This window comes from Clostridiisalibacter paucivorans DSM 22131 (assembly GCF_000620125.1).
Classification (GTDB): domain Bacteria; phylum Bacillota; class Clostridia; order Tissierellales; family Clostridiisalibacteraceae; genus Clostridiisalibacter; species Clostridiisalibacter paucivorans.
Window position 1 is genome coordinate 154,559 of sequence record NZ_JHVL01000001.1, and the last position, 24,041, is coordinate 178,599.

The following is a 24,041-nucleotide window of genomic DNA, read 5'->3' on the forward strand; positions in this document are numbered from 1 at the left end:
ATTAATATTTTCTCTAACCAATAAAATATTCAAAGGAGGAGTTAATGTGGCAGCACCAAAGCTAAAAGCAAATATTAGAGAAGTAAATGGTACTACTAATGCTAAAAAGCTAAGGAATAGTGGCTTTACGCCAGCAGTGCTATATAGTGGAGGAGCAGAAACAAAAAATATTGAATTACAAACCAAAGTTCTAAACAAGGTTATACAAGAACATGGTAATGGTGCTATGGTAAGTATTGAACTTGGGGGAAGTTTTCTACCTGCCATAATAAAAGAAATTCAAAGAGATGTGGTTAAGGAGAAACTTCTTCATGTAGATTTCCAACAACTTTCCGAAAACGTTAAAGTAAAACTTACAATTCCAATAGTTTTGGAAAATAAAGAAAAAGTAGAAGACAACACTACTATAGTTCAACAACAGTTGATGGATATTGAGTTACAATGTTTACCTAAATATATACCTTCTGCAATTTACGTAGATGCAAATATGCTGAAGAAAGAAAATTCCATAACTATAGGGAACTTAGATATATTTAAGGATGAAAATATTGAAGTATTGAACGATGAGCAAGAGATTATTGCTACACTTACTTATGCCTCGATGGGTGAATCTGAGGAAGAAGATGAATCTCTATATGAGAGTGATAAGAGCATATTAGACATGTAAAAAAAGTGGCCAATATTGGCCACTTTTTTATTGCAATTCTTTTATCTCTCTAACAAGCCCATTGGGCATACCTACAAATTCTAAACCGCTTCTATACATATGACCTATCTTATATGTCCATACTACCTTTGCCATAACTTGATAGGGCATTATATTTAATTTCAATGTAAACATCAATACATTTCCTATTTTCAAATATTCTTCTGAAATAACCCCTATACCTCCAAGAGATAGATCAAACATTATTAATTCCATAGGAGGATTATACCTCTTAAGCTCATTATTTTCATAGTATCTGTAACACTCTAATCTAGTAGAATACATAATCCTCGAATGTACCCTCTTGTAATCTAACTCTTCCATAATTTCCACCCCACCCTACTTACCACTACTAACTAGTTTAATATTTTTTCTTTTCTATGTCAAAGCATTACTTTTCTTTCGCTTCACATTTACTTAATAAATTTTCCCATTTTATATCTATTTCATTTTGAAGTTCATCTAACAAACCTTTATTTTCTTCATTAAACAAATGTTTAAACCGTCCTTGTAACTTCAAAAATTCTGTTATTGGTCTTTTTTCTTTAGGTCTATAATTAAGCCTCCATTGTCCATCCTCCACTTCATATAGTGGCCAATAGCACGTATCAACAGCAAGTTTTATTATCTCCATTAGTTTAGGAGTCTCGTATCTCCATCCTCTGGGACAGGGAGTAAATACATTCAAAAATGCAGGTCCATTTTTATATATGGCCTTTTCTGACTTTTCATGTATATCTTTAAATGCTCCAAAGGGGGCAGTCTGTGCCACATATGGTATATTGTGGGCCGCCATTACTTCTGTCAAGTTCTTTCTAAATTGTTGCTTTCCAGGTAATACCTTTCCAGCAGGTGATGTTGTAGTATTAGCATATTTAGGCGTTGCAGAAGACCTCTGTATACCTGTATTCATATACGCCCCATTGTCATAACATACATACACCATGTCATGCCCTCTTTCCATTGCCCCAGATAGTGACTGTAAACCTATATCATACGTTCCACCATCTCCTCCAAAGGCTATAAACTTATGATTATCTTTTACTTTGCCCTTTTTCTTCAATATATTATATGCTGCCTCCACCCCACTCAATGTAGCTGCCGCATTCTCAAAGGCATTGTGTATAAAAGAATCCTTCCATGCTGTATATGGATATAAAAATGAAGATACCTCTAAACAACCAGTAGCTGCTGCTATTACAGCTTTATCTTCAGGTTTTATGCACCTCAATACTGCTCTTACTGTTACACCAGCACCACATCCAGCACAAAGTCTATGTCCTCCAGTAAATCTGTCTTCTAGTTTTGCAGCTTCTTTTAATGTTATAGCCATTTTATCCCTCCTACTCCTTTAGTCCCAAATAATTATATATATTATCTACTGTTCCCCTTTCTAATATCCAAAACATCTCATCGTATACCTTTAATATGTCATCCTTTCTTACATCCCTTCCTCCTAGTCCATATATATAATTTACAATCTTAGGACTCTCTTGTCCGTACAATGCAGATCTTACCTCTACAAACATAGGGCCTCCTGCATCTGAAAAGCTTTCAGCCTTATCCATTACTGCTACAACCTTTACATTGGAAAGGGCCTTTTTCAACTCCGAAGATGGAAATGGTCTAAATACCCTTAACTTTATAAGACCTGCCTTGGCACCATTTTCTCTTATCATATCTACAACCTCTTTTGCAGTTCCTGCTGTAGAATTTAATACTATTATTGCTACCTCTGCATCTTCCATTCTATACTCTTCAAAAAGACCATATTTTCTTCCAGATATTTGCTCGTACTCTTTTGCCACATCCAATATAATATCTTTGGCATTTTTTATACCTTCAGCCTGTTGCCTCTTATGTTCGAAATAATGGGGCGGTAAATCTAATGGTCCCATGGCTACAGGCTCCTGGGTATTCAATAAGTATTCTGTGGGATTATATTCTCCTATAAATGCTCTGACTTTATTGGTGTCTAAAATCTCTATATTCTCTACAGAATGACTTATTATAAAGCCATCCAAACATACCATTACTGGCAGTTTAACATTACCATGTTCCGATATCTTAATTGCTTGAATTATATTGTCATATGCCTCTTGATTATCTTCTGAATAAAGCTGTATCCACCCTGAATCTCTAGCGCCCATGGAGTCACTATGGTCATTATGTATGTTGATAGGTCCTGATAATGCCCTATTTATAACAGACATAACTATGGGGAGTCTCATAGATGATGCTATATATAATATTTCCCACATCAATGCCAATCCGTTGGCGGATGTTGCTGTCATTACCCTTGCTCCCGCTGCCGATGCACCTACACATGCACTCATGGCACTATGCTCACTTTCTACTGCAACAAACTCTGTATCCACAGTCCCATTGGCTACAAATTGAGAAAAATATTGAGGTACTTCTGTCGACGGTGTTATGGGGAATGCTGCCACTACATCGGGATTAATCTGTTTCATAGCTGTTGCAATAGCTTCATTTCCACTTAATTTATCCTTTATACTCATATTAAAATCACTCCTTTACAAAATCATAAGCATCAAAGGGACATACCTCTACACATACTCCGCAGCCCTTACAATGGTCATAATCAATACCTGTAACCCTGCCTTCTTTATCCACCAAAATAGATACATCTGGACAAACTGGAAAACACATACCACACTGCTTACATATATCTTTTTTCCACACTGGTTTCATAGATCTCCATTCTCCAGTTTTATATTCTTTAGCATTTCCCGTCTTGCGAATAATCCCCGCTTTATCCATCTCACGCCAAGATAAATTCCCCTTGCTTTTATCCCCAGCTTGGTGTTTATCTCCACCTATAATCATTGCCCTATTACTCTTATCCTTCACCTCTGCTTACCTCCTCAAATGCTAATTTAACAGCATCCATATTCCCCTTTATTAGATTAGGCTTAGTGGAAAACTTATGCTGAAAAGCCTTTTCTATTGCATCTAAAAAAGTATCCCCGTCCATTATATTTATTACCTTTGCTATTGCTCCCAGCATAGGGGTATTAGGAAAATACCTTCCTATTGTATCCATAGATATTTGATGTGCATCTATACAATAGACCTTCCCTTTATATCCATTTAGATGTGTTCTAAATTCTTCAGGACTTTTTTTAGAATTTATTACTATGGCTCCCTCTGATTTTAATCCAGCTGTTACATCAATATCTTTTATTAATGACTCATCTACTACTACCACATAATCGGGTTCATAAATATTGGAGTGTAATCTTATCTTTTCATTACTGATTCTGTTATAGGCAGTAATAGGTGCCCCCATTCTTTCTGGGCCATACTCAGGAAACCCCTGTATATATTTCCCTGTAGCAAATGCTGCTTCAGCTAAAAGCAAAGACCCTGTTTTAGCTCCTTGTCCTCCTCTACCATGCCACCTTATCTCTACTATTTCCTTTGACACATGCTCTACCTCCCTTATATATAAATTTTATTAAAGCTATACGATGATATTTTTCCTTCCATTTCAAGTTTTAATACATAATAAGCAAAAAAATAAAACCCATAATGGGTTTTATCATCTATAACACATATTTAATTATCAATAAGAGTATGACCCCTGGAACTCCTAAAAAGCCTACTACCAATGCTGTAATAGGATTTATACCCAAAGATATACCAAAAAAACCCCCTACTATATTTATTAAAAATAAAGCAACACCACCTATTAGTCCGTTTATTATGAGCTTGAAAATATATTTAAGGGGAACAATAAGAATCATACCTAATACATAGAGTAATATTAGACCAAAGGCATAAGCAAATATAACACTAAGCTCAATTCCCATACCCAAATAACACCACCTTCTTCTTAGCTCTTAGTTCTTAGTTCTTAGCTCTTAGTTCTCAGTTCTTAGTTCTTAGCTCTTAGTTCTCAGTTCTTAGCTCTTAGGGGGCACTAGCGCCCACCTTCTTTCCTGAGAACTAGGATCTAAGATCTAAGAACTACTTTTACCAAAAACTATCTTTGTCCTTACTAATAATATATACCCTTTTCTCTATAAATAGAACAGTAGCAAGTATAAAATAAGTTAGTAGCTAATAGTTAGTAGTTCTTAGTTTTATGATGAAATCCTTCGGATTTCCACCATCAACTACTAACTACTAGCTACGAACTACTAACTTTTTTATACCTTTATAAAATTAATCGCTATTGTTCCATTAATATATATTTTGCCTTGCTATTTTCTCTTTTCAACTTCTTTAAGAAATAAATGTATTTAAGTCTAGCTGCTTCCATACTATATATAGCGTGGTCTACTAAATCTGGATCGGTAACATTTTCAAAATAAATCTGGGCTATCTTCCATTCTTTGTATGCATTTCTCAAAGAGGTAACATCATCTTTTTCTTTGTCAGTATCAAATATAATTTTATTTTTCAACACTTTCAGTATATCTAATCTACTCTTCTCCCGAACTTTTTCTTCATTATTTTTAGATAGAGATTCTTCCATATTCATTCCCCCAATATCAATAATTTGACTTCTCCTTTTATTTATAATTATTGACATAGGTAGGATGTTTTATTCGTATATTCCAATACCTTCCTTAACTAGTTTTTTTGTATAACTATTGACTGGATTAGAAAATATATCTGAAGCCAATCCATATTCTACTATTTTGCCTTTATTCATCACATATACTATATCTGCAATCTTTCTAGCAATAAATAAATCATGGGTTATATACAACATAGCAAACCCCTTCTTATTTTGCAGCCCTTTTAAAAGCCGCAGAATATTTGCCTGTGTAGAAGGGTCCAACATAGAGCTTATCTCATCAGCTATCAATAGTCTAGGCTCCATCACTAATGCCCTAGCCAATGCTACCCTTTGCCTTTGACCTCCACTCAACATATGACATTTTCTAGATAAAAAACTTTCATCAAATGGCAGTTGAACATCCTGCAATGCATTTTTTGCCTTTTCTTCTCGATATTCATGACTACCGTCTTTTATTATATTTAATGGTTCCATTATAGCCTCTTTTATAGTGAACCTATCATTTATAGCAGAAAATGGATCTTGAAATACTATCTGTACACCTTCTTTCCGACTAGTTACATTATGTTTTGAAACTTTAGTACCTTCAAATAATAATTCTCCATCATCCCATGGTAATATCCCCGCTAATATACTGGCCAAGGTAGTCTTTCCAGATCCTGATTCCCCTATAAGTGCTACTACTTCTCCCCATCTTATCTTCATGCTACATTTATTACAAGCCCTTATTATTTCGCCTTTAAATTTATAAGACTTTTCTACACCTTTACCTTCAAGCAATGTAACTATTCCACCTCTATTACATGCAACCTGTCGTTCCACCGATACATAATGAAGTTCTGGTTTCTTAGTCTCACATAATTCTAACTTTTGAGTACACCTTTCATAAAAAGGACATCCTAACTTTCTAAGTGCTCCAGATTTTCCTGGTATTCCCCACATATCACGATAGGGATTAATTGAAGGGGATGCATTTAGTAGCCCTCTAGTGTAAGTATGCATAGGATCTTTTATAATTTCACTGGTAATCCCCTTCTCTATTATACATCCAGAATACATAACATTGGTTCTAGATGTGAGTTCAGAAATAGTTTCTATTTCATGGGATATTACTATTAATGCAAAGCCCTGCTCCTTATGAAGTCTTGAAATCAAATTTCTGATGTCTCTTTTAGACACAGCATCTAAGGCTGTTGTAGGTTCATCTACTATAAGTAAATCAGGGTTACACGCAAGTGCCATTGCTATAAGTGCCCTTTGCCTCATACCACCTGACAATTGATGGGGATAATATTTCCTCCATTGTCTATCAAGGCCTACCATATCCATTAAATCCACTACCCTTTTATATCCCTCTTTTTCTGAAATATTTAGATGCTTATAGATGACCTCATATATTTGCTCTTGTATAGTTAACAGAGGATTCAATACATCTAAACTATTTTGAAAAACTATAGATATATTATTCCATCGAATACTATTTAGTTTATCCTTAGATAATCTGTTCATATCTTTGCCCTCATAATAAATATGGCCTCTTATATCACTTGGTGATTCTATAAGACCCATTATTGCCATCGCCAAAGAAGTCTTACCACTACCTGACTCCCCTATAATACCTAAGCTATCTCCTCTATTAAGAACAATATTTACATCCCTAACGGCATCAATAGTTTCTTTATCCAATTTATATTTCACTGAAAGATCTTCTATCTTTAATAATGAGCTATCCATAATCCACCTCTTTTACAGTTTATCATCTAATATCCTTTCGAGATCTCTACTTATAAATGAAATAGCAAGAACCAATAATATAATAGCCATTAGTGGGCTAATAACCCACCATTTCCAATAATCAGTAAAATATATACCTTGAAAATTTATGGCATGGTTAAGTATCAATCCCCAACTCTTTGATGTGGGATCTCCTAATCCCAAAAAAGATAGTCCTGCTTCAGCTACTATTGACTTACTGGTAAGTTTTATAACTGTTACTAGTAAAATAGGCAATACCCCTGGCACAAAATGTTTCACCAGAAGATGTGTAAAGCTAGCACCATAGCTTTGGGCTGCCACAATATAATTTTCACTTTTCATAGCCATTATTTTAGATCTAACTATCCTGGCAGGAGTTGTCCATGAAAATAATGCCAACACTATTATAATATTTTTAGTACTTGGTCCGAAAAAGGCACCTAATAATATCATCATCGGCAAATCGGGTAATACTAACATTATGTCAGTCATTCTCATAATAACCCTATCTACAGTACCTCCAAAATATCCCGATATCATTCCTAATATTCCCCCTCCAAACCCTGCTATCATAGAAGCAGAAACCCCTATCAATACACTGAGTTTAGCACCAAAGCATATCTGTGACAATAAATCGATTCCCAAATCATCTGTACCTAACCAATGCTCCTCATTAGGGTGCTCTAAAGACTGCCCCGAAGGTAAATTATATGGATATGGATACATATATTGGGAAAATAGTCCTATAAGTATGATTATCACTATAAACAACATAGATACCTTCCCAATACTAGTAAATTTATTAAACCATAAAAACACATCTCTCATCTAATTCACCCTCGGATCAATTTTTTTATATATTATATCTGCTAAAAGATTCATAATTAATACAGTAAAAGTTACAAATAAAAATATGCCTTGGATTAAAGTATAGTCCCTGACCATAACTGCTTCCCTCATGAGTCGCCCCAATCCTGGGTAGTTAAATACATTTTCTACTAATATAGCTCCTCCAAAAACTCCTCCCAGACTTAAAAATATCCTAGTTATAACAGGTAACATAGCATTTTTAAGTGCATGTTTAAATATAATAGTTCTATCCCTTAGACCTTTAGCCTGGGCAGTCTTCATATAGTTTTTAGTAAGAACTGATATCATACTATTTCTTGACAATAAGTAAAATCCTCCTACCCGCGATAAGGACAATGCCATAACAGGGAGTAAACCATGATGTATAACATCTAATATCCTTTCTACAATATTGTCATACTGTGCAAAAACTGTCATACCTCCTGACAATGGAAAAAGTCCAGTTTTAGCTGCTAATATAAACAGCAGTAACACAGCTATTAGAAATGCTGGAATTTCGGAAAATATTATCATGACGGAATATATGGTTTTATCAATCCAACCCTTTCTATTCCATGCAGAAAAGGCACCTATAACAGTACCAATAGAACTACTTGCTATTATGGATATAATCACTATTCCCAATGTCCATATGGCCCTCTTAAGTATTATAGATAACACTAAGTCATTATAATAAATGCTATATCCAATATTGCCTCTAAACATATTTACTATATAGTTTTTATATTGTTCTCTCAATGGTTTGTCTAATCTATAATAAGACTTATACATATCTATCTGTTCCTGTGTATATGTATAGTTTACGCTCCCTTCCTCAGACGAGAGAAAGGTAAAGGGGTCCCCAGGCATTAACCTGGGGATGAAAAAGTTTAATGTTATTATAACTAAGAATGTAATTGCATACTCTACAATCTTTTTTGAAATCTTCATTATTTCCAACTCATTCCATTTCTAAATAAGATATTTTATTATGGGTTACTTCATGGTGGTTAAATACATGCTTCCAATTATCATATTTTGCTGGCCTAAATACAGTATATGTTGCAGTATTGTACAGTGGTATTTGAGGAACTTCCTCTGCTATGACCTCTTGAAGTTGATAAATTATATCTCTTCTATCATCTGAATTGAGTTCCAATAATTGTGACTTGCATAATTCATTTATCTTATCATTATTATATCCTGGGATTCCTCCAATAAATGTAGATTTTGTATCATCTTTTCCATAGGCATATTGCTCCCTTAATATATCTGCATCATTTCCCCAACCCCCATGGCCAATAAGTACCATTTCATAATCTCCATTTTTTACTGCAGCATCTCTAGATTTTTTATCTATACTCTTTATCTCTAAATCAATGCCCACTTTTTCAAGACTTAATTTGATTAGTTCTCCAATTCTAACTTCCTTATTATCATTACCAGTTAATAATGTGAATTTGTATTCTTTATTTTCTAATAGCTGTTTAGACTTATCTAAATCAAACCCATATTGCTTAATATTTTTATTATACCAGATATGATCTACTGGCAAATAACCTGCACTGGCAGGCTTAGCAGCTCCCCTTGCAACCTTTTCTATGAGTTCACCTTTATCTATACCGTAGGCCATAGCCTGTCTTAAATTTTTGTTTTTAAGTTCGGATCTCTTTTCCATATTAAACATAATTCTATATCCCCAAAATGCAGGGTCATTTATAACTTTATATTGGGAATCATTTTTATATTTATTTAATATATCAGGTGTAACTTCTGTTATATCTATATCTCTCTTTTCAAAGGCCAATATAGTATCACTCACAGGCACAAATTGAATTATATCTGCCTTCTGTTTAGGTCCCCAATAATCATTAAATGCTTCAAATTTATATGCACCTTGCTCCTTGCTATATTCTTTAAGTATATACGGTCCACATCCTATAACTGCCTCAGGACCATTGAATTTTTTAGGGTCTTCTACATCTTTCCATATATGTTTAGGTATAATCCTTGCTGCTCCAAATCTATTCAACAAAGTTGCATTGGGTTCATTTACATTTATGCTAATATTGTGTTCATCTATTACATTTATCTCGTTTATAAAATTGTCCTTACTTATATTTAATTCATCTGAGACTGGTGGATATTCAGCGTAGTATTCAAAGGAAAACTTTACATCCTCTGCTGTCATAGGCTGACCATCCTGCCATTTAACTCCTTCTCTCAATTTAAAGGTGTATGTTTTTCCATCTTCACTTACTTTCCAGTCTTCAGCAAGCCAAGGTATAAAGCCTTCTTCTCCTCGCTCTAATAAACTGTCAAATATAAGTCTCATCTTATATGCACCAGGACCCCTAGAATAATGGGCATAAGGACTAGGATATCCCCAATCTCCCCCTTCAAGATTCAATACTACTTCTTCATTATTATTCCCATCTACATTGGTTACTTCTCCATTGCCACATCCCGAGAGAATCATCATAAATGCCATTGTCAAAATCATTAGTTTATATATTTTCTTCATTTTACACCCTCCATATCATCCAACCTATTTTGGCTTTAGTATTTTCTACTATAATACCATCTTTGGATATACTATTTAAATAATTTTTTATGTCATATACTATCTGAGGTTCTTCTTTAATATGTACAGTATACACATTTATCGCATCTTCTAATCTCCTCTTATTTTCCCATTGCACATCCCTATAATATATCTCAGGGTATATACCCAATTGCCATAATATATTAAATGCACAGTACATCTTAATTCCCCAATTATTAATATATTTGCCTTTAGAGGATAATCTATTTATAGTATCCCTTACCTCGTCCTCTCTAGTCACAAAACCACTTAAAAAACAATATCCTTTACTAGCTTCATTCATCTTTACTAAAGTATCCTTACTATCTATTGCTGGAGACATAGATGCAAATACAAGGTCAAATCTATTATTCCATGCCCTTTGATTTAAATCTATATGCTGCCACGGTACTGCATCAAAGGAAATATTCCTTATATTTAATTTTTCTGCATTCTCTCTAGCATACTTAATCATATTGGGAGATATATCTATACCTGTTACATATTTTGACTTTTTCGAAAATTCTACGCTATATTTACCAGGCCCACAACCTATATCTAATATCTCTGATGATTTATTGACTATATTTTTAGATAACAAGAACTCTATTACCTCATCCATTCTAGCATTTTTATCCTTGCCATTAAATTCCTTTGCCCTTAAATCCCATACATCTTTAGTAGCTGATAAATTCATATTTGAAGATTCTCGCCACATATCATCAAAAGTTTTTATATCCACTTTACCCACTCCTTTTTAGATAAGAATAAAACTAAAAGACACCTCAATAAAACAGTTAAGAGGTGTCTCACATTTCAAAAATCATTAAAACGTAATAAAACATACCCCCCTATCTTCCGTAGAGTTCCTGGCACATGATATAGGCAGGTCTTCTGACTTAAGAATCATAGTTTTTCCATACCTTCCCGAAGATCAGTGGTAATAACTTGGAAAAACTCCTCTAATACAGCGGCGGGACCGTGCAGGCATCTCACCTGTCTTCCCTTTTCATAGATATCTTAAAAATAATATCTAAACCTATACCCATTTATTAACTTATCGTTAAATTAATAATATATTATGGGCATATGTATGTCAAGAGCAATTAGAAAAGGGATATTTCACTATGAAATATCCCTTAGTTTTTATATCACTTATTTTAAATCCTTATAGCAGAACCACCAGTCTAAACACTCTATCTCTCCAGACTCTGCCTTTTTAAGTCTTTCCTCTACTAATTCTTCAGTACCAGCAGGAGGTATTATTACCTTTTCCCCTATCAATGGGTTATTTGGCCAATTTTCAGGTACTGCTACTCCATTATTATCCGATGTCTGTAATGCCTTTACTGCTCTTAAAACTTCGTCTACACTTCTTCCTATCTCTTGTGGATAATACATCATAAGCCTTAAAATTCCTTTATCGTCTACTATAAATACTGCCCTTACAGTATTAGTTCCCTTGCTCTCATGTAACATACCTAATTTATTAGAAACTCTACCCAATTCATCTGCTATAACAGGGAATGGTACCTTTACATCTGTTTTTTCATTAATCCATTGTACCCATTTTATATGAGAAAATACTTGGTCTACAGATAATCCTATAAGCTCTGTATTTAATTTCTTGAATTCATCTGCTTTCTTAGCAAAGCTTACAAATTCAGTAGTACAAACTGGAGTAAAGTCCCCTGGATGACTAAATAATACAAACCATTTCCCTTTATAATCTTCTGGTAATTTCTTTACTCCATGGGTAGTATTGACCTCCATTTCTGGAAATGCATCTCCTAATAATGGTAATTTGTTTTGTTTTTCCACAAAAATCTCCTCCTTATATTTTATAAATAATATATTTTAATCTAATTCATATTAGACATATGTAATTTGTAATTATTCTTAATTTGTAATGATTACATTTTTAATTATAGTTCAATTATTTTCCTTTGTCAAGTGTTATTGATAATATTTATCAAAATTATTTTTTAAAAAAAATAGTTAGTAGTAAGTAGTTTAATGATGAAATCCATAGGATTTCTACCATCAACTACTAACCACTAACTATTACCTACTGACTCATTATATACTTTCTTAAATTCAAAACCTATGTCTCATATATCTATACAAAAATACTATAGCTATAGATATTAAGACTAATATTACAATAAAATTCGTATTATTACTAGTTGTTAAAAATATAGCTGTGGGACCATCAGCTCCCCCTATTATGTCTACACTAGCACGAGTAGTCATATATGTTGATATCAAATTGGCAATTATAATACACAAAAATAAGAATAATAGACATTTTATAAAATTATTTATATTCAATAATTTTTTCATATATACTTATCTCCTTAGACCTTTCACGTTTTTATTTATTAAGGCCTTTAATATACATAATCAATGGCTCTATTGCATCTATATTTGTAAAATCAACCTTCTTTCCATATGATTCTAACATATCTTTATCATCTTTAGACATTTCATCAGGTTTTTTCTTAGAAACTATTTTTTTAAGCATTGCCATCATAGCCTTATGGGTAAAACTTAGATTCTTATAATCAATTCCACCCCGAAAGTGAAAAAACTTTATTCTTTCTGCCATTCCATTTGAGAAATTCTTTTCAATAATTGGCTTAAAGATATCTATATCGTCTGTAGATGCAAGACCCACTGTAAAAACAATGATATTTTTATCCTTCAGTCTCTCAAAATTTTTAGTTATAATAGATACTCCATTAATCCCACTGGCATAAAGTCCGCCCCCAAAAATTACTGTATTATATAGTAATAAATCTTTAATTTCAACCTCTGAAACCTCAAGCAGATCTCCATGGGATTCATTAGCTATCCACTGTGCATATTTTTTTGTGCTACCATATTTGGATTTATATATAATTGCAATTTTGTTCATATACATCCCCCTTAAATCTTTTATCCTTTTTTTAAATCTTTATCAAATGTATTTCTAAAACCATAGGTCATCACCATCAGATATATCCTCAACACAATAAATATAATACCTACTAAAATATGCAAATATGTTATGTTGAACATAAGTGTAAAGTTCAATAATATAAGATTAGTTATTGAAACTACAGTATAAAATCTCAGCTTTTTTATACACTCATTAGCCCATTCTTCATAATCGTTATTGTTAAAATATTCTATAGAACCCTCAATATATTTATAAAACATAATTACTTCCATTACAGTATAAAACACTATTAATAATTGACTAAATATAGAAAATCTCATTGCTTGAATGGATAAAAAAAATCCAATAAAGGTTCCAATGACTGTCATTATTCCAAAAATTTTAGCCCTATTAAATGATTCTATATGGGTATGTCTGTATAAAGAACCCATTCCACTTAATATAATCATAAACCCTATAAACCCTGGTAATATCTTTATCATTCCTAATTTTATATTGAATGTTGCAATAAATATCCCCCAAAATATTTTATTATATCCATTATACATATTAGATTGCCCCCCTTGCCCTCAAATAGTTAAATATACCCTTCAAGTCAAAATCATAAGGGGTATAATCTATATTATATATCCTCTCATATGCTTTTTCTCCATTTTTATCTTGATAATATAGTTTGGGCTTTATGTCATAGAAAGTATATCTTCCTAATATATTTTCTGGCGTTTTAAATTTAGTATATATACTCAAGGTCTGATTTTGTTTGCATTTAATTCCTGAAATCTCCCTATAATCAATATCTCCTATGGAAATATCCAGATAATCCTTTAAATCTTCTAATAGTGGAGACCTAATATCCAATAATTCTATATCCTTTTCTACATTGCCATGAAAAGACGATGTCCCATCGGAAGAACTGCTAGAACTTATAGATGTTATATTATTACTTCTTCTTTCATCTCTATATATTATTATCCTTCCTAGATCAACATCTATTGTACTTCTATCATTGAATTCTATATGGGCATTGTTAAGCTCAATTTCATAGTTTTCCCTATCTATATTGTTTAGATCTATCTTAAGATACAATGTTCGAAGTACATATCTTCCATATATATCTTCCCTTTGATTGTTATTGCTATTATCAAAAAAAGAGAATCCCCCTCCTCCAAAGGGCTGATGGGAAACAAGGACTTCAATATTAGGTTCCTCTTCAAAGTATATATCTGTAACCTTTCTATCATCGGATAAATTAGTTATATATTTAAGTTCAATCCTATCTACCATATTATAATTTTTATTGCTAGATACATATTCTTCAACATACATCTTCAAAAACACAGGATTATCCAGTCTATATATTATTACAAATCCAACTGTAAAAATTAATGACAGTACAATTAGGAATAACCCAAACCTCAATATCTTTCTATTCAATTCCAATATATTCACATCCTATTACAGTATATTTTCTCTTAGTATTTTATCTACATATTCAACTTTATCTTCAGATACTTTTATATCGTATTCTTCATCGTTATAATGAAGGATAATCTCATACTTTCTCTCTTTTTTCCATTCAAAAGAATTAATATTAATAAATTCCAATGCTTCTCCATGATATACTAATCCATTATCATAAAAATACACTCTTCTGTCATCATTTAAAAAATTTAATAGTATCAAAGGAATAATTATAATTATAAAGCCATCAAATTCTTCATAAAATCCCTTAGTAATCATTAAACGAATGTTTATAATTGCTAAAATGATGGAAAGTATTGCTATACTACATTTAGAAATATTAGCTATTATAGTTCTATGTATATAATAATCAGGTTTTGGTAAGGTCTTTTTGTTTAATATTGTAATAATCAAATCTATCCATAATACAGCTGCTACTATACAAACAGCCATAACATTGTCTCTATAAAATATGTATACAATAAAAAGTAATATTATAAAAAATATAGATAATACATCTTTTAACTTCCCCATATCATATCCCCCTCTTAAATATATTTCTATTTTATTATAGACATCAATAATAATTATATCATAGCAATAAAAAGACATATCAAATATATTTTATGTTAAAAAAGCAGGAGACTTTTATAGAGTTTTTCAAAAATAAATAAAAAACATGCTGTTAAAGATATCTTTAACAGCATGCTTTTGATAAAACTTTGTTTTCAGTTATAAATTTTTATTTGTAATGAAAGAAGTTTATTTTCTTTTTAAAAGGCCTTTCTATATATCCCTACGCCCCTCCAATGCCTTGGACAGAGTTACCTCATCTGCATATTCTAAATCTCCTCCAACTGGTATACCATGGGCTATTCTTGTGGTCTTTATCCCTAAGGGTTTTATGAGTTTAGATATATACATAGCCGTGGCTTCTCCCTCTATTGTGGGATTAGTCGCTAATATTATCTCTTTTATATCTTTACTTTCCCTTATTCTATTTAACAACTCTTTGATTTTTATCTGTTCAGGCCCTATGCCTTCCATGGGTGATATACTGCCATGGAGGACATGATATAGTCCATTGTATTCTCTTATTCTTTCCATGGCTATTACATCCCTAGGGTCCTCTACCACACATATGGAGGTTTGATCTCGCTTCTTATTTCTACATATATTACAAGGATCTATATCAGTAAGATTAGTGCATATACTACAATACTTTATATTCTTCTTTGCACTTACTATAGCCTTTGCCAAATCATTGGCATTGGATTCACTCATATTTAATACATGAAATGCCAATCTCTGGGCTGTTTTTTTCCCTATCCCCGGCAATTTAGAAAATTCTTCTATAAGTTTAGCTACAGGCGCTGCAAGGTAATCCATAATTTCACCTCTTGAGAGCATAATACATACCAAAATTTTGTAATATTAAAATCACACTAAAGGTATATCTTACGCTAAATTTCTATAACCCTGGTATGTTTAATCCTCCAGTAATCTTTTGCATTTCTGTGGTCATCATCTCTTCTGCCTTTCTCAATGCCTCATTAGTTGCTGCCAATATAAGGTCTTGAAGCATCTCTACATCATCTGGATCAACTACATCTTGTTCTATAACTATATCCAATATCTCTTTTTTTCCATTTGCTTTAACTGTAACTGCTCCACCACCTGCTGACGCCTCTACTTCTCTTTCTTCGATTTCTCCTTGAACCTTTGCCATCTTCTTTTGCATTTGTTGAACTTGTTTCATCATATTCCCCATATTTCCCATTCCTTTAAACTTTCCTTTAGCCATAAATTTTCCTCCTTCAAAGTAATTTTATTCCATTTTTTATTCTTCTATTTTTACAATATCTTCTCCAAAGATATCTTTTGCCTTATTTATCATCTTTTCTACATCGTCTTCAGTACCAGTTTTTGGATCTTTTGTGCTGACCTCATATGCCATAACAAAATTAATTTTTATATCTGCACCTACAAACTGTTTAACTACATCTTCAATAAATGTCCTATGCTCTTTTTTGTTTATTGCTTCTTTATGTATACCAAATTGCTCGTCAAATGCTACTGTTAGAACATTACCTTCAACATATGCTGGCTTTCCTTCCATCAAAAGAGCATGGGTAGTTATTCGCTTCTTCTTCACCTGTTTTAATATTTGAGGCCACATATTGATTATACCTTCACCATTAACTTCACTAATACTATTTTGTACCTTTTCATCTTCACTAACCCTTGTATCTCTTTTATCCCCATTATCCAATTCAATGTCCTTATCCTCGTCTTTTACCTTTTTAGGTATTTCTTCTTTTTTTGTATCCATAGCTTTAATTGGATCTGGTTTTTTATCTTCTTTAGGTTTGGATATGTTCTGTTTACTGAAATCATTTTCTCCAATCATCTTTTCCAATGTGGATATTCTCTGAGCCAATGCCTCTATTGTATAGTCATTTTGTGGTGTAATAATCTTTACTAATCCAGTCTCCAAATATATCCTAGGATGTGATGCCCACTTAGTCTTATTTTCTATATCAGATAATATATTCAATATCCTTATAACCTCTGAAAGTTGTATGGTCTGACTTTGCTCTTTAAGCATATTTATCATTTCTTCAGTGCCATCTATGATATCATATACATCTTCAGTAGTTTTTATTATCATTATATTCCTAAAATGGATTATTAACTCTTTTACAAATTGCTTAATATCTCTCCCCTGTCTCATTATATAATCTATCAACTTTAGACCTTCATCTAAATTTTTACTTATTATATAATCTGACATTTGAAAAAGTGTATCATTATTTACTGTTCCCAGTACTGAAGTCACATAGTCATAAGTTATAGTATTTGCCCCTTCAGAAGTATCCACAAAGGATATACATTGATCTAAAATGCTAAGGGCATCTCTCATGGCACCATCGGCATTTCTAGCTATGAGGCTCATTGCTTTATCTTCTATATTGACCCCTATTTCTTCACATATATTCTGCATATTGGTCTTTAACGTATCTACAGTAAGTCTTTTAAAGTCAAACCTTTGACATCGTGATAGTATTGTAGCTGGTAACCTTTGGGGTTCTGTTGTGGCCAATATAAACAATAAATGCTTTGGAGGTTCTTCTAATGTCTTTAATAATGCATTGAAAGCACCCTTTGACAGCATATGGACCTCGTCTATAATATAGACCTTGTATCTACCCTTTGCAGGTAAATACTTGACTTTTTCCCTCAATTCTCTAATATCATCTACGCTATTATTAGATGCAGCATCCATTTCTACAACATCCATTATGTTTTCCTCTAGTATCCCATTACATACTTCACAGTTATTACAGGGATTGCCATCAATATTATCTGTGCAATTTACAGCTCTAGCAAATATCTTGGCAGTAGATGTTTTACCTGTTCCCCTGGTTCCAGAAAAAAGGTAGGCATGGGCTATATTATCATTTTTTAATTGATTTTTTAATATGGTAGTAATATGCTCTTGCCCTAAAACCTCGTCAAAGGTCTTGGGTCTAAACTTTCTATATATTGCCTGATACGCCATTTAATCACCTTCAACACTATAATTTGTGGTACATTTATTATAACAGATTATATTATTCAATTCCAGAATTGTATATATCTTAAAAAAATGCCACGACTTTAAAGTCGTGGCATTTTTTTAAGCCGTGCACCTATCTTCGACATAATACTCCAAGCGTTACCTGAGCAGTTTTCTCGGACTAGGCATCCCTACGGCACACGAAAGTGTCTACTTACCGCTGCTTCCTTCCGGATCTGACGGGGTTCATAGATTTTCGTTGCGTAGGACCCAATCTTCAACGACACTTACTCAGGGCAGACCTTACAGCATCAAGCCTCAGATAGGAATTCAACCCTGCTATAGCGGTTTGCAGGTACAGGGCACCGCTACCTCCCCATCTAGCACGGCAAACCTCAAACTGGCGGAGAGAGGGGGATTCGAACCCCCGAGACGGTTAGGCCGTCTACCCGCTTTCCAGGCGAGCGCCTTCAGCCAGACTCAGCCATCTCTCCTCAAATTTTATTCAGATTTAACTCGACAGATATATATTATATCCTAGAAAAATATATATGTCAACCTAAACGCTAGTCTATAATTCTTGACCTCAATTCAAACAAAAAGAGCCAAAACCACTGGCTCAACCTAATTATAAGCACATAATATATGAAACTGTAATCCTCATTATGGTATATATGGAATTATGTTTAATCTTTTAAACACTTTTTACATATACCTTTAAAGTATATATGCTTTTCTTCTACTTTAAATCCATCTAGACTGTCACTATCCATATAAGATAAATCTGTATGAAAGTCATATACATTTCCACATTGTCTACATTTAAAATGTCCATGCATTGATGTATTTGCATCATATCGTGTCTCTTTTTCTTCAATAGTTATTACAGTCACTATACCCTTCTCTATAAATAAATTTAAAGTATTATATACCGTAGTTTTAGATAAAGTAGGTATTTCATTAGATAAATACTTGTATATCTCATCTACTGTGGGATGAGTTTCATGCTCCAACAAATATTCAAATATCTTTAATCTCTGGTATGAAGGTTTTATACCATGCTCTATTAAATATTTATCGGTATTTTTTTTGTTCATTTAAAGGACTCCTCACTATTAATCAACTTTTATATCATAATAACATCTTTTAGGAGAAAATATTTTCTCTTCCTTCTTTAACTTCTTTATAGCTTTATCAATCTCTTTCTTTTCTATTCCTGATTTTTCAGCTATATCTTTAGATTTCAATGGTTCTCCAGCATCTTTAAGTGTATTTAAAACCTTATCCAAATTATCCATAGTAAAACCTCCTTTTATATTCATTCTAAATTTGTAATGATTATAATTATAAATTATCAAAAACCCCCTTTTATGTCAAGGGGTTTTTGATATGGTCAATTATTTTTTAGATACTATTTCGCCTTCTGGGCTAACTATAATTTCACTATATGGTACTATCTTGCTAGACTTCAACATGGCATTTTTTACTGATTGTACTATTCCTCCACAACAAGGTACTGACATCCTTACTACTTTTATACTCTTTATATCATTTTCATTTAATATTTCAGTAAGCTTTTCTTCATAATATTTATTATCATCTAGTTTAGGACAACCTATTATAGTTATATGTCCTTTGATAAAATCTCTATGAAAATTGGCATATGCATAAGCTGTACAATCTGCTGCTATTAGTAAATCTGCCCCATCAAGATAAGATGCCTTAGTATTGATCAAATTCAACTGTACAGGCCATTGTCTAAGCTCTGATGACATATGTTCTGATGCCACTTTTTCTGGTGCTTTTTTATCTGTAGCGGTTGATTTTCTCTCTATTACCTTAGCTGCAGTTCCTGGACATCCACAAGGCATAGGTTTATCCTCTTTTGCCTTTTTTCTTTCTGCCATTCTCTTTTTTACTGCGTCATCATCATATGCAGCTGCTTCCCTCTCTATCATAGTAATAGCTCCAGTTGGGCACTCTGGTAAACAATCTCCTAATCCATCACAGTATTCATCACTTACTAATTGAGCCTTACCATTTACCATCTCTATAGCTCCTTCATGACAAGCTGTAACACATAGTCCACATCCATTACATTTTTCTTGATTTATATTTATAATTTTTCTCTTCATCTTTTATCTCCTCCATTATTGATTTTCTATCTTAATTATAATAGAATATTATTAGTAAATCGGTAACATGTGTTACTAAAAAATATTTAATGGTGATAATTATGAAATATTTAATACAGGCACTTAAAGAGAGTTCCCTATTCAAATCCTTAGATAGTGAATTTATCAAATCTGTACTAGCTAAAACTAAATTTAAAACTAATATGTACAAAAAAAATAGTGTTGTTGCATTTGAAGGAGATCTCTGTAATAAAATTGGTATCATTATAAATGGTCATATAGAGGTCCAAAAGATATATCCTTCTGGTAAAACTGTGACTATAAGTAAGATGGGTAGGGGCAATATATTTGGTGAAGTCATTATCTTTTCTAATATGGGACAATATCCTTCAAGTATAATATCCTCTACAGATTCAGAAATTATGTTTATCCCAAAGGATGATATTATAAATCTATGTACAAAAAATACTATAATTTTAAATAATTTTATGGAATTATTGTCAAATAAAATACTCATGCTTAATAACAAACTAAAAAATATTTCCTATCATACTATAAAGGAAAAACTGGCCAATTTTATATTAGAAGAATATAGTAAGCAAAATAGTCTGAAAATAAAAATCAAGCTCTCTAAAAAAGAATTAGCAGAACATTTTGGTATCCCTAGGCCATCTCTATCTAGAGAGCTTATAAATATGAAAAATGATAACATTATTGATTACGATAGAAAGACTATAGAAATCCTTGATTTAGATGGATTAGAAGATATATTAATTAAGACCTGACAATAAATGGTCAAATCAAATTGTTGACAAACATAAAATTATTACAAGGTATAGAATAAGTTAATAGTTAGTGGTTAGTAGTTATTAGTTTAATGATGAAATCCATAAGATTTCTTCCATCAACTACTAACTACGGACTACTAACTGTTCTTTAGACCTTTGTCATTAAAATGACCTGACCAATATAAATGGTCAGGTCTTAATTTTTATCCTAAAAACATTTCTAAGTCTTCATCTGCTGTAGTTATTCCACCTATTCCAAAATTCTCAACTAATACATTAGTTATATTAGGTGAAAGGAATGCAGGTAATGTTGGTCCAAGGTGAATATTTTTAACTCCTAAATACAATAATGCTAACAATACTATAACGGCCTTTTGCTCATACCAAGCTATATTATATGATATTGGAAGTTCATTTACATCTTCCAGCTCAAATACCTCTTTAAGTTTTAATGCTATTACTGCCAATGAATAAGAGTCATTACATTGACCAGCATCTAATACTCTAGGTATGCCCCCTATATCTCCTAAGTTTAATTTGTTGTATCTATATTTTGCACATCCAGCTGTCAAGATTACTGTATCTTTAGGTAATTTCTCTGCAAATTCCCTATAATAATCTCTACTCTTCATTCTACCATCACAACCTGCCATTACAAAAAATCTCTTAATAGCACCATCCTTAACTGCATTTACTATTTTATCGGCTAAAGTTAATACTTGATTATGTGCAAATCCCCCTATAATCTCTCCTTTTTCTATTTCCACTGGAGAGCTACATTTTTTAGCATGTTCAATGATTTGAGAAAAATCTTTAGGGTTGTCTCCTTCCCTATCTGATATATGCTTTATTCCATCATATCCTGCAGCACCAGTAGTATATACTCTATCTTTATATGAATCTTTTGGTGGCACTATACAATTAGTCGTCATAAGAATTGGACCATTAAATTTTTCAAACTCTTCTTTCTGTTTCCACCATGCATTACCATAGTTGCCTACAAAATGGTCATATCTTTTAAATGCTGGATAATAATTAGCTGGTAACATCTCACTATGTGTATATACATCTACTCCTGTACCTTCTGTTTGTTTCAATAATTCTTCCATATCCTTTAAGTCATGTCCGCTTATAAGTATTGCTGGATTGTTTCTTACACCTATATTAACTTTAGTCATCTCTGGATTGCCATATGCGCTAGTATTGGCTTTATCTAACAATGCCATTGCATCTACACCATATTTACCACATTCCAATACTAACTCCACTAACTCATCAGCACCTAGCTTATCATCCGTAGTAGACGCAAGGGCCTTTTGCATAAATGCAGAAACTTCTTTGTCTTCATAGCCTAGATTGTAACTATGATGGGCATAGGCTGCCATTCCCTTTATTCCATAGATTGTTAATTCTCTTAGCGACCTTATATCTTCGTTTTCAGTATTTAGCACTCCAACATTATGGGATTTATCTATTATATCTTCATCAGAATTAGGTGTCCATATTGCAGAATCATGGATATCCTCTGGCATACTCCAATTATCATTAAGTAATTTTTCTTTTATTTCATCCCTTAACCTTATTCCCTCTTTTATTCTATTCATAAATACTTCTTTATCAAAATTAGCATTCGTTATAGTAGTAAACAAACTCTCCATTATAAATAAATCTGTATACGGGACATTAATTCCCTTTTTTCTAGCCTCCAAATTGTATATAGATATACCCTTTAATGTATATATCAATACATCCTGAAGATTTGCTAAATCAGAAGTTTTACCACATACTCCCTTTACAGTACAACCCTTACCTCCTGCTGCTTCTTGACATTGATAACAAAACATACTCATCAACAAAACCCTCCTTAATATTTTATAATTTTACACCTTTTACATATATACCCTTATTTTTTGTTGAAATTTATTATATTCAATATTTATTTCTATTTGCACTCATTATATCTTCTACACCTCTCATATGCTGTACCATATGTTACAGTATTAAAATTTTATATTTTTTATAAAAAAGGATAGACAAAGATAATTTTTATTGTTATAATAATAACGAAATGTGCATAGAGTTAACCCACAGATATACCCATAATATATAAAAAATAACCTTATTCACTATAGTGAATAAGGTTATTTTTGTTAATTAATAGTCAAATAATGTAATATTGGTCTATGTACTCTGTACATTTATATTCCTAATATAAAACTTTTCTGTGGTTTTAGTATCTCTTTCCCACTTTATGTCTACTAATATCTCTTCGTCTTCCTTAGTTGTTCCTTTCATATCATATGATATACATGTGAAATACTTCTCTTTAACAGGTTTGTCAATAAAAATAGCTCCTGCACCACCATCTGTGGTAGTCTCATATATATATCTCAATTCTTTCATATTTTCTATTTCCTTTAAATCCCCCTTATATATGAGGGTAAATTCTTTCTTAATATTTCTCAATATTTTATTGCCCCTTATTTTATATTGGGCTATCCAATAATCTCCCTCTCCCATATAAGTATATTGAAAGTCTTCTTTTCTTGTCCCTTTAAATAGAGCTGTAGCACCCAATATGGATGAAAGAAAAAGTAATGTTCCCTTTTTCATATCTTCCTCCTTTCTTCCTTAGCTGGAATTTTCCAAAGCTAATATATAGAGACGACTAATGGACATCTCTAACTGATGATGAATGCATAAAAACAGTC

The 24,041-nt window shown here is 32.4% G+C and carries 28 protein-coding genes, 1 tRNA gene, 1 other RNA gene and 1 riboswitch; of the genes, 2 read left to right on the forward strand and 28 right to left on the reverse strand.

The features are described from left to right. The first annotated feature begins 46 nt into the window (after positions 1-46). Positions 47-667, forward strand: coding sequence for a 50S ribosomal protein L25 (locus Q326_RS0100700; RefSeq protein ID WP_026893623.1), 621 nt, complete (start codon positions 47-49; stop codon positions 665-667). Positions 668-694: 27 nt separating this feature from the next. On the opposite strand, the gene Q326_RS0100705 is transcribed toward Q326_RS0100700, so the two are convergent. The 26 genes from Q326_RS0100705 to Q326_RS0100825 form a co-directional block, all read right to left on the reverse strand. Further along, a complete protein-coding gene (locus tag Q326_RS0100705) occupies positions 695-1,030 on the reverse strand; it encodes a PilZ domain-containing protein (RefSeq protein WP_026893624.1) in 336 nt (111 codons plus the stop codon). 67 nt (positions 1,031-1,097) lie between these two features. After that, positions 1,098-2,039: a thiamine pyrophosphate-dependent enzyme gene (locus Q326_RS0100710; protein WP_026893625.1), complete on the reverse strand. Its 942-nt coding sequence runs from the start codon at positions 2,037-2,039 to the stop codon at positions 1,098-1,100. A 10-nt stretch (positions 2,040-2,049) separates the two neighbouring features. Further along, the gene (locus tag Q326_RS0100715) at positions 2,050-3,228 is read right to left on the reverse strand and encodes a pyruvate ferredoxin oxidoreductase (protein ID WP_026893626.1); all 1,179 of its coding nucleotides are present in this window, start codon (positions 3,226-3,228) and stop codon (positions 2,050-2,052) included. A gap of 7 nt (positions 3,229-3,235) precedes the next feature. Next, on the reverse strand, positions 3,236-3,580 hold the full coding sequence (locus Q326_RS0100720; RefSeq protein WP_250160283.1) for a 4Fe-4S binding protein: 345 nt from the start codon (positions 3,578-3,580) through the stop codon (positions 3,236-3,238). Further along, positions 3,570-4,157 (reverse strand): 2-oxoacid:acceptor oxidoreductase subunit gamma family protein, encoded by a 588-nt coding sequence (locus Q326_RS0100725; RefSeq protein ID WP_026893628.1) that lies wholly within the window; start codon positions 4,155-4,157, stop codon positions 3,570-3,572. The genes Q326_RS0100720 and Q326_RS0100725 overlap by 11 nt, the downstream gene beginning before the upstream one ends. 118 nt (positions 4,158-4,275) lie before the next feature. After that, entirely contained in the window at positions 4,276-4,542 is a 267-nt protein-coding gene (locus tag Q326_RS0100730) for a pro-sigmaK processing inhibitor BofA family protein (protein ID WP_205687629.1), read from the reverse strand. Positions 4,543-4,904: 362 nt separating this feature from the next. Next, positions 4,905-5,210 carry a DUF2508 family protein gene (locus Q326_RS16370; protein WP_051530999.1) on the reverse strand — a complete coding sequence of 102 codons (306 nt, stop codon included), beginning with the start codon at positions 5,208-5,210 and terminating at the stop codon, positions 4,905-4,907. Between the two features lie 69 nt (positions 5,211-5,279). Further along, a complete protein-coding gene (locus Q326_RS0100740; protein ID WP_026893630.1) occupies positions 5,280-6,992 on the reverse strand; it encodes an ABC transporter ATP-binding protein in 1,713 nt (570 codons plus the stop codon). Between the two features lie 12 nt (positions 6,993-7,004). Beyond that, entirely contained in the window at positions 7,005-7,841 is an 837-nt protein-coding gene (locus Q326_RS0100745; RefSeq protein WP_026893631.1) for an ABC transporter permease, read from the reverse strand. Further along, positions 7,842-8,813, reverse strand: a complete 972-nt coding sequence (locus Q326_RS0100750; RefSeq protein ID WP_051531000.1) for an ABC transporter permease — start codon at positions 8,811-8,813, stop codon at positions 7,842-7,844. 10 nt (positions 8,814-8,823) lie between these two features. Next, positions 8,824-10,386 carry an ABC transporter substrate-binding protein gene (locus tag Q326_RS0100755; protein WP_026893633.1) on the reverse strand — a complete coding sequence of 521 codons (1,563 nt, stop codon included), beginning with the start codon at positions 10,384-10,386 and terminating at the stop codon, positions 8,824-8,826. A gap of 1 nt (position 10,387) precedes the next feature. Next, positions 10,388-11,188 carry a class I SAM-dependent methyltransferase gene (locus tag Q326_RS0100760; RefSeq protein WP_026893634.1) on the reverse strand — a complete coding sequence of 267 codons (801 nt, stop codon included), beginning with the start codon at positions 11,186-11,188 and terminating at the stop codon, positions 10,388-10,390. 125 nt (positions 11,189-11,313) lie between these two features. Beyond that, positions 11,314-11,504: riboswitch (cobalamin riboswitch) on the reverse strand. 97 nt (positions 11,505-11,601) lie between these two features. Beyond that, complete coding sequence (locus Q326_RS0100765; protein ID WP_026893635.1) at positions 11,602-12,267, reverse strand: peroxiredoxin; 666 nt, start codon at positions 12,265-12,267, stop codon at positions 11,602-11,604. A 276-nt stretch (positions 12,268-12,543) separates the two neighbouring features. Further along, complete coding sequence (locus Q326_RS0100770) at positions 12,544-12,789, reverse strand: sodium ion-translocating decarboxylase subunit beta (RefSeq protein ID WP_026893636.1); 246 nt, start codon at positions 12,787-12,789, stop codon at positions 12,544-12,546. 31 nt (positions 12,790-12,820) lie between these two features. Further along, positions 12,821-13,363 carry a flavodoxin domain-containing protein gene (locus Q326_RS0100775; RefSeq protein WP_034600676.1) on the reverse strand — a complete coding sequence of 181 codons (543 nt, stop codon included), beginning with the start codon at positions 13,361-13,363 and terminating at the stop codon, positions 12,821-12,823. Positions 13,364-13,383: 20 nt separating this feature from the next. Next, the gene (locus Q326_RS0100780) at positions 13,384-13,935 is read right to left on the reverse strand and encodes a hypothetical protein (RefSeq protein ID WP_026893638.1); all 552 of its coding nucleotides are present in this window, start codon (positions 13,933-13,935) and stop codon (positions 13,384-13,386) included. Position 13,936: 1 nt separating this feature from the next. After that, a complete protein-coding gene (locus tag Q326_RS0100785) occupies positions 13,937-14,827 on the reverse strand; it encodes a hypothetical protein (RefSeq protein WP_026893639.1) in 891 nt (296 codons plus the stop codon). A gap of 15 nt (positions 14,828-14,842) precedes the next feature. Beyond that, entirely contained in the window at positions 14,843-15,382 is a 540-nt protein-coding gene (locus Q326_RS0100790; protein ID WP_026893640.1) for a DUF5673 domain-containing protein, read from the reverse strand. Between the two features lie 252 nt (positions 15,383-15,634). After that, on the reverse strand, positions 15,635-16,237 hold the full coding sequence (gene recR / locus Q326_RS0100795) for a recombination mediator RecR (RefSeq protein ID WP_026893641.1): 603 nt from the start codon (positions 16,235-16,237) through the stop codon (positions 15,635-15,637). Between the two features lie 82 nt (positions 16,238-16,319). Next, on the reverse strand, positions 16,320-16,652 hold the full coding sequence (locus Q326_RS0100800) for a YbaB/EbfC family nucleoid-associated protein (protein ID WP_026893642.1): 333 nt from the start codon (positions 16,650-16,652) through the stop codon (positions 16,320-16,322). Between the two features lie 36 nt (positions 16,653-16,688). Beyond that, positions 16,689-18,410 (reverse strand): DNA polymerase III subunit gamma/tau, encoded by a 1,722-nt coding sequence (gene dnaX, locus Q326_RS0100805; RefSeq protein ID WP_026893643.1) that lies wholly within the window; start codon positions 18,408-18,410, stop codon positions 16,689-16,691. A gap of 122 nt (positions 18,411-18,532) precedes the next feature. Then, positions 18,533-18,796: signal recognition particle sRNA large type (ffs, locus tag Q326_RS18110), an RNA gene on the reverse strand. A gap of 12 nt (positions 18,797-18,808) precedes the next feature. Next, positions 18,809-18,901 (reverse strand) — tRNA-Ser (locus Q326_RS0100810). Between the two features lie 192 nt (positions 18,902-19,093). Then, the gene (locus Q326_RS0100815) at positions 19,094-19,504 is read right to left on the reverse strand and encodes a Fur family transcriptional regulator (RefSeq protein ID WP_026893644.1); all 411 of its coding nucleotides are present in this window, start codon (positions 19,502-19,504) and stop codon (positions 19,094-19,096) included. A gap of 18 nt (positions 19,505-19,522) precedes the next feature. Next, positions 19,523-19,705 carry a hypothetical protein gene (locus tag Q326_RS0100820; protein WP_026893645.1) on the reverse strand — a complete coding sequence of 61 codons (183 nt, stop codon included), beginning with the start codon at positions 19,703-19,705 and terminating at the stop codon, positions 19,523-19,525. A gap of 99 nt (positions 19,706-19,804) precedes the next feature. Beyond that, positions 19,805-20,542, reverse strand: a complete 738-nt coding sequence (locus Q326_RS0100825) for a 4Fe-4S dicluster domain-containing protein (RefSeq protein WP_026893646.1) — start codon at positions 20,540-20,542, stop codon at positions 19,805-19,807. A 101-nt stretch (positions 20,543-20,643) separates the two neighbouring features. On the opposite strand from Q326_RS0100825, the gene Q326_RS0100830 reads away from it, so the two are divergent. Then, a complete protein-coding gene (locus Q326_RS0100830; RefSeq protein WP_026893647.1) occupies positions 20,644-21,327 on the forward strand; it encodes a Crp/Fnr family transcriptional regulator in 684 nt (227 codons plus the stop codon). Between the two features lie 206 nt (positions 21,328-21,533). Here Q326_RS0100830 and hcp read toward each other — a convergent pair whose 3' ends face one another. Together hcp and Q326_RS0100840 are read right to left on the reverse strand one after the other, a co-directional pair. Next, on the reverse strand, positions 21,534-23,180 hold the full coding sequence (gene hcp / locus Q326_RS0100835) for a hydroxylamine reductase (protein WP_026893648.1): 1,647 nt from the start codon (positions 23,178-23,180) through the stop codon (positions 21,534-21,536). A gap of 331 nt (positions 23,181-23,511) precedes the next feature. Further along, entirely contained in the window at positions 23,512-23,943 is a 432-nt protein-coding gene (locus tag Q326_RS0100840) for a hypothetical protein (protein ID WP_026893649.1), read from the reverse strand. Positions 23,944-24,041: the final 98 nt, after the last annotated feature.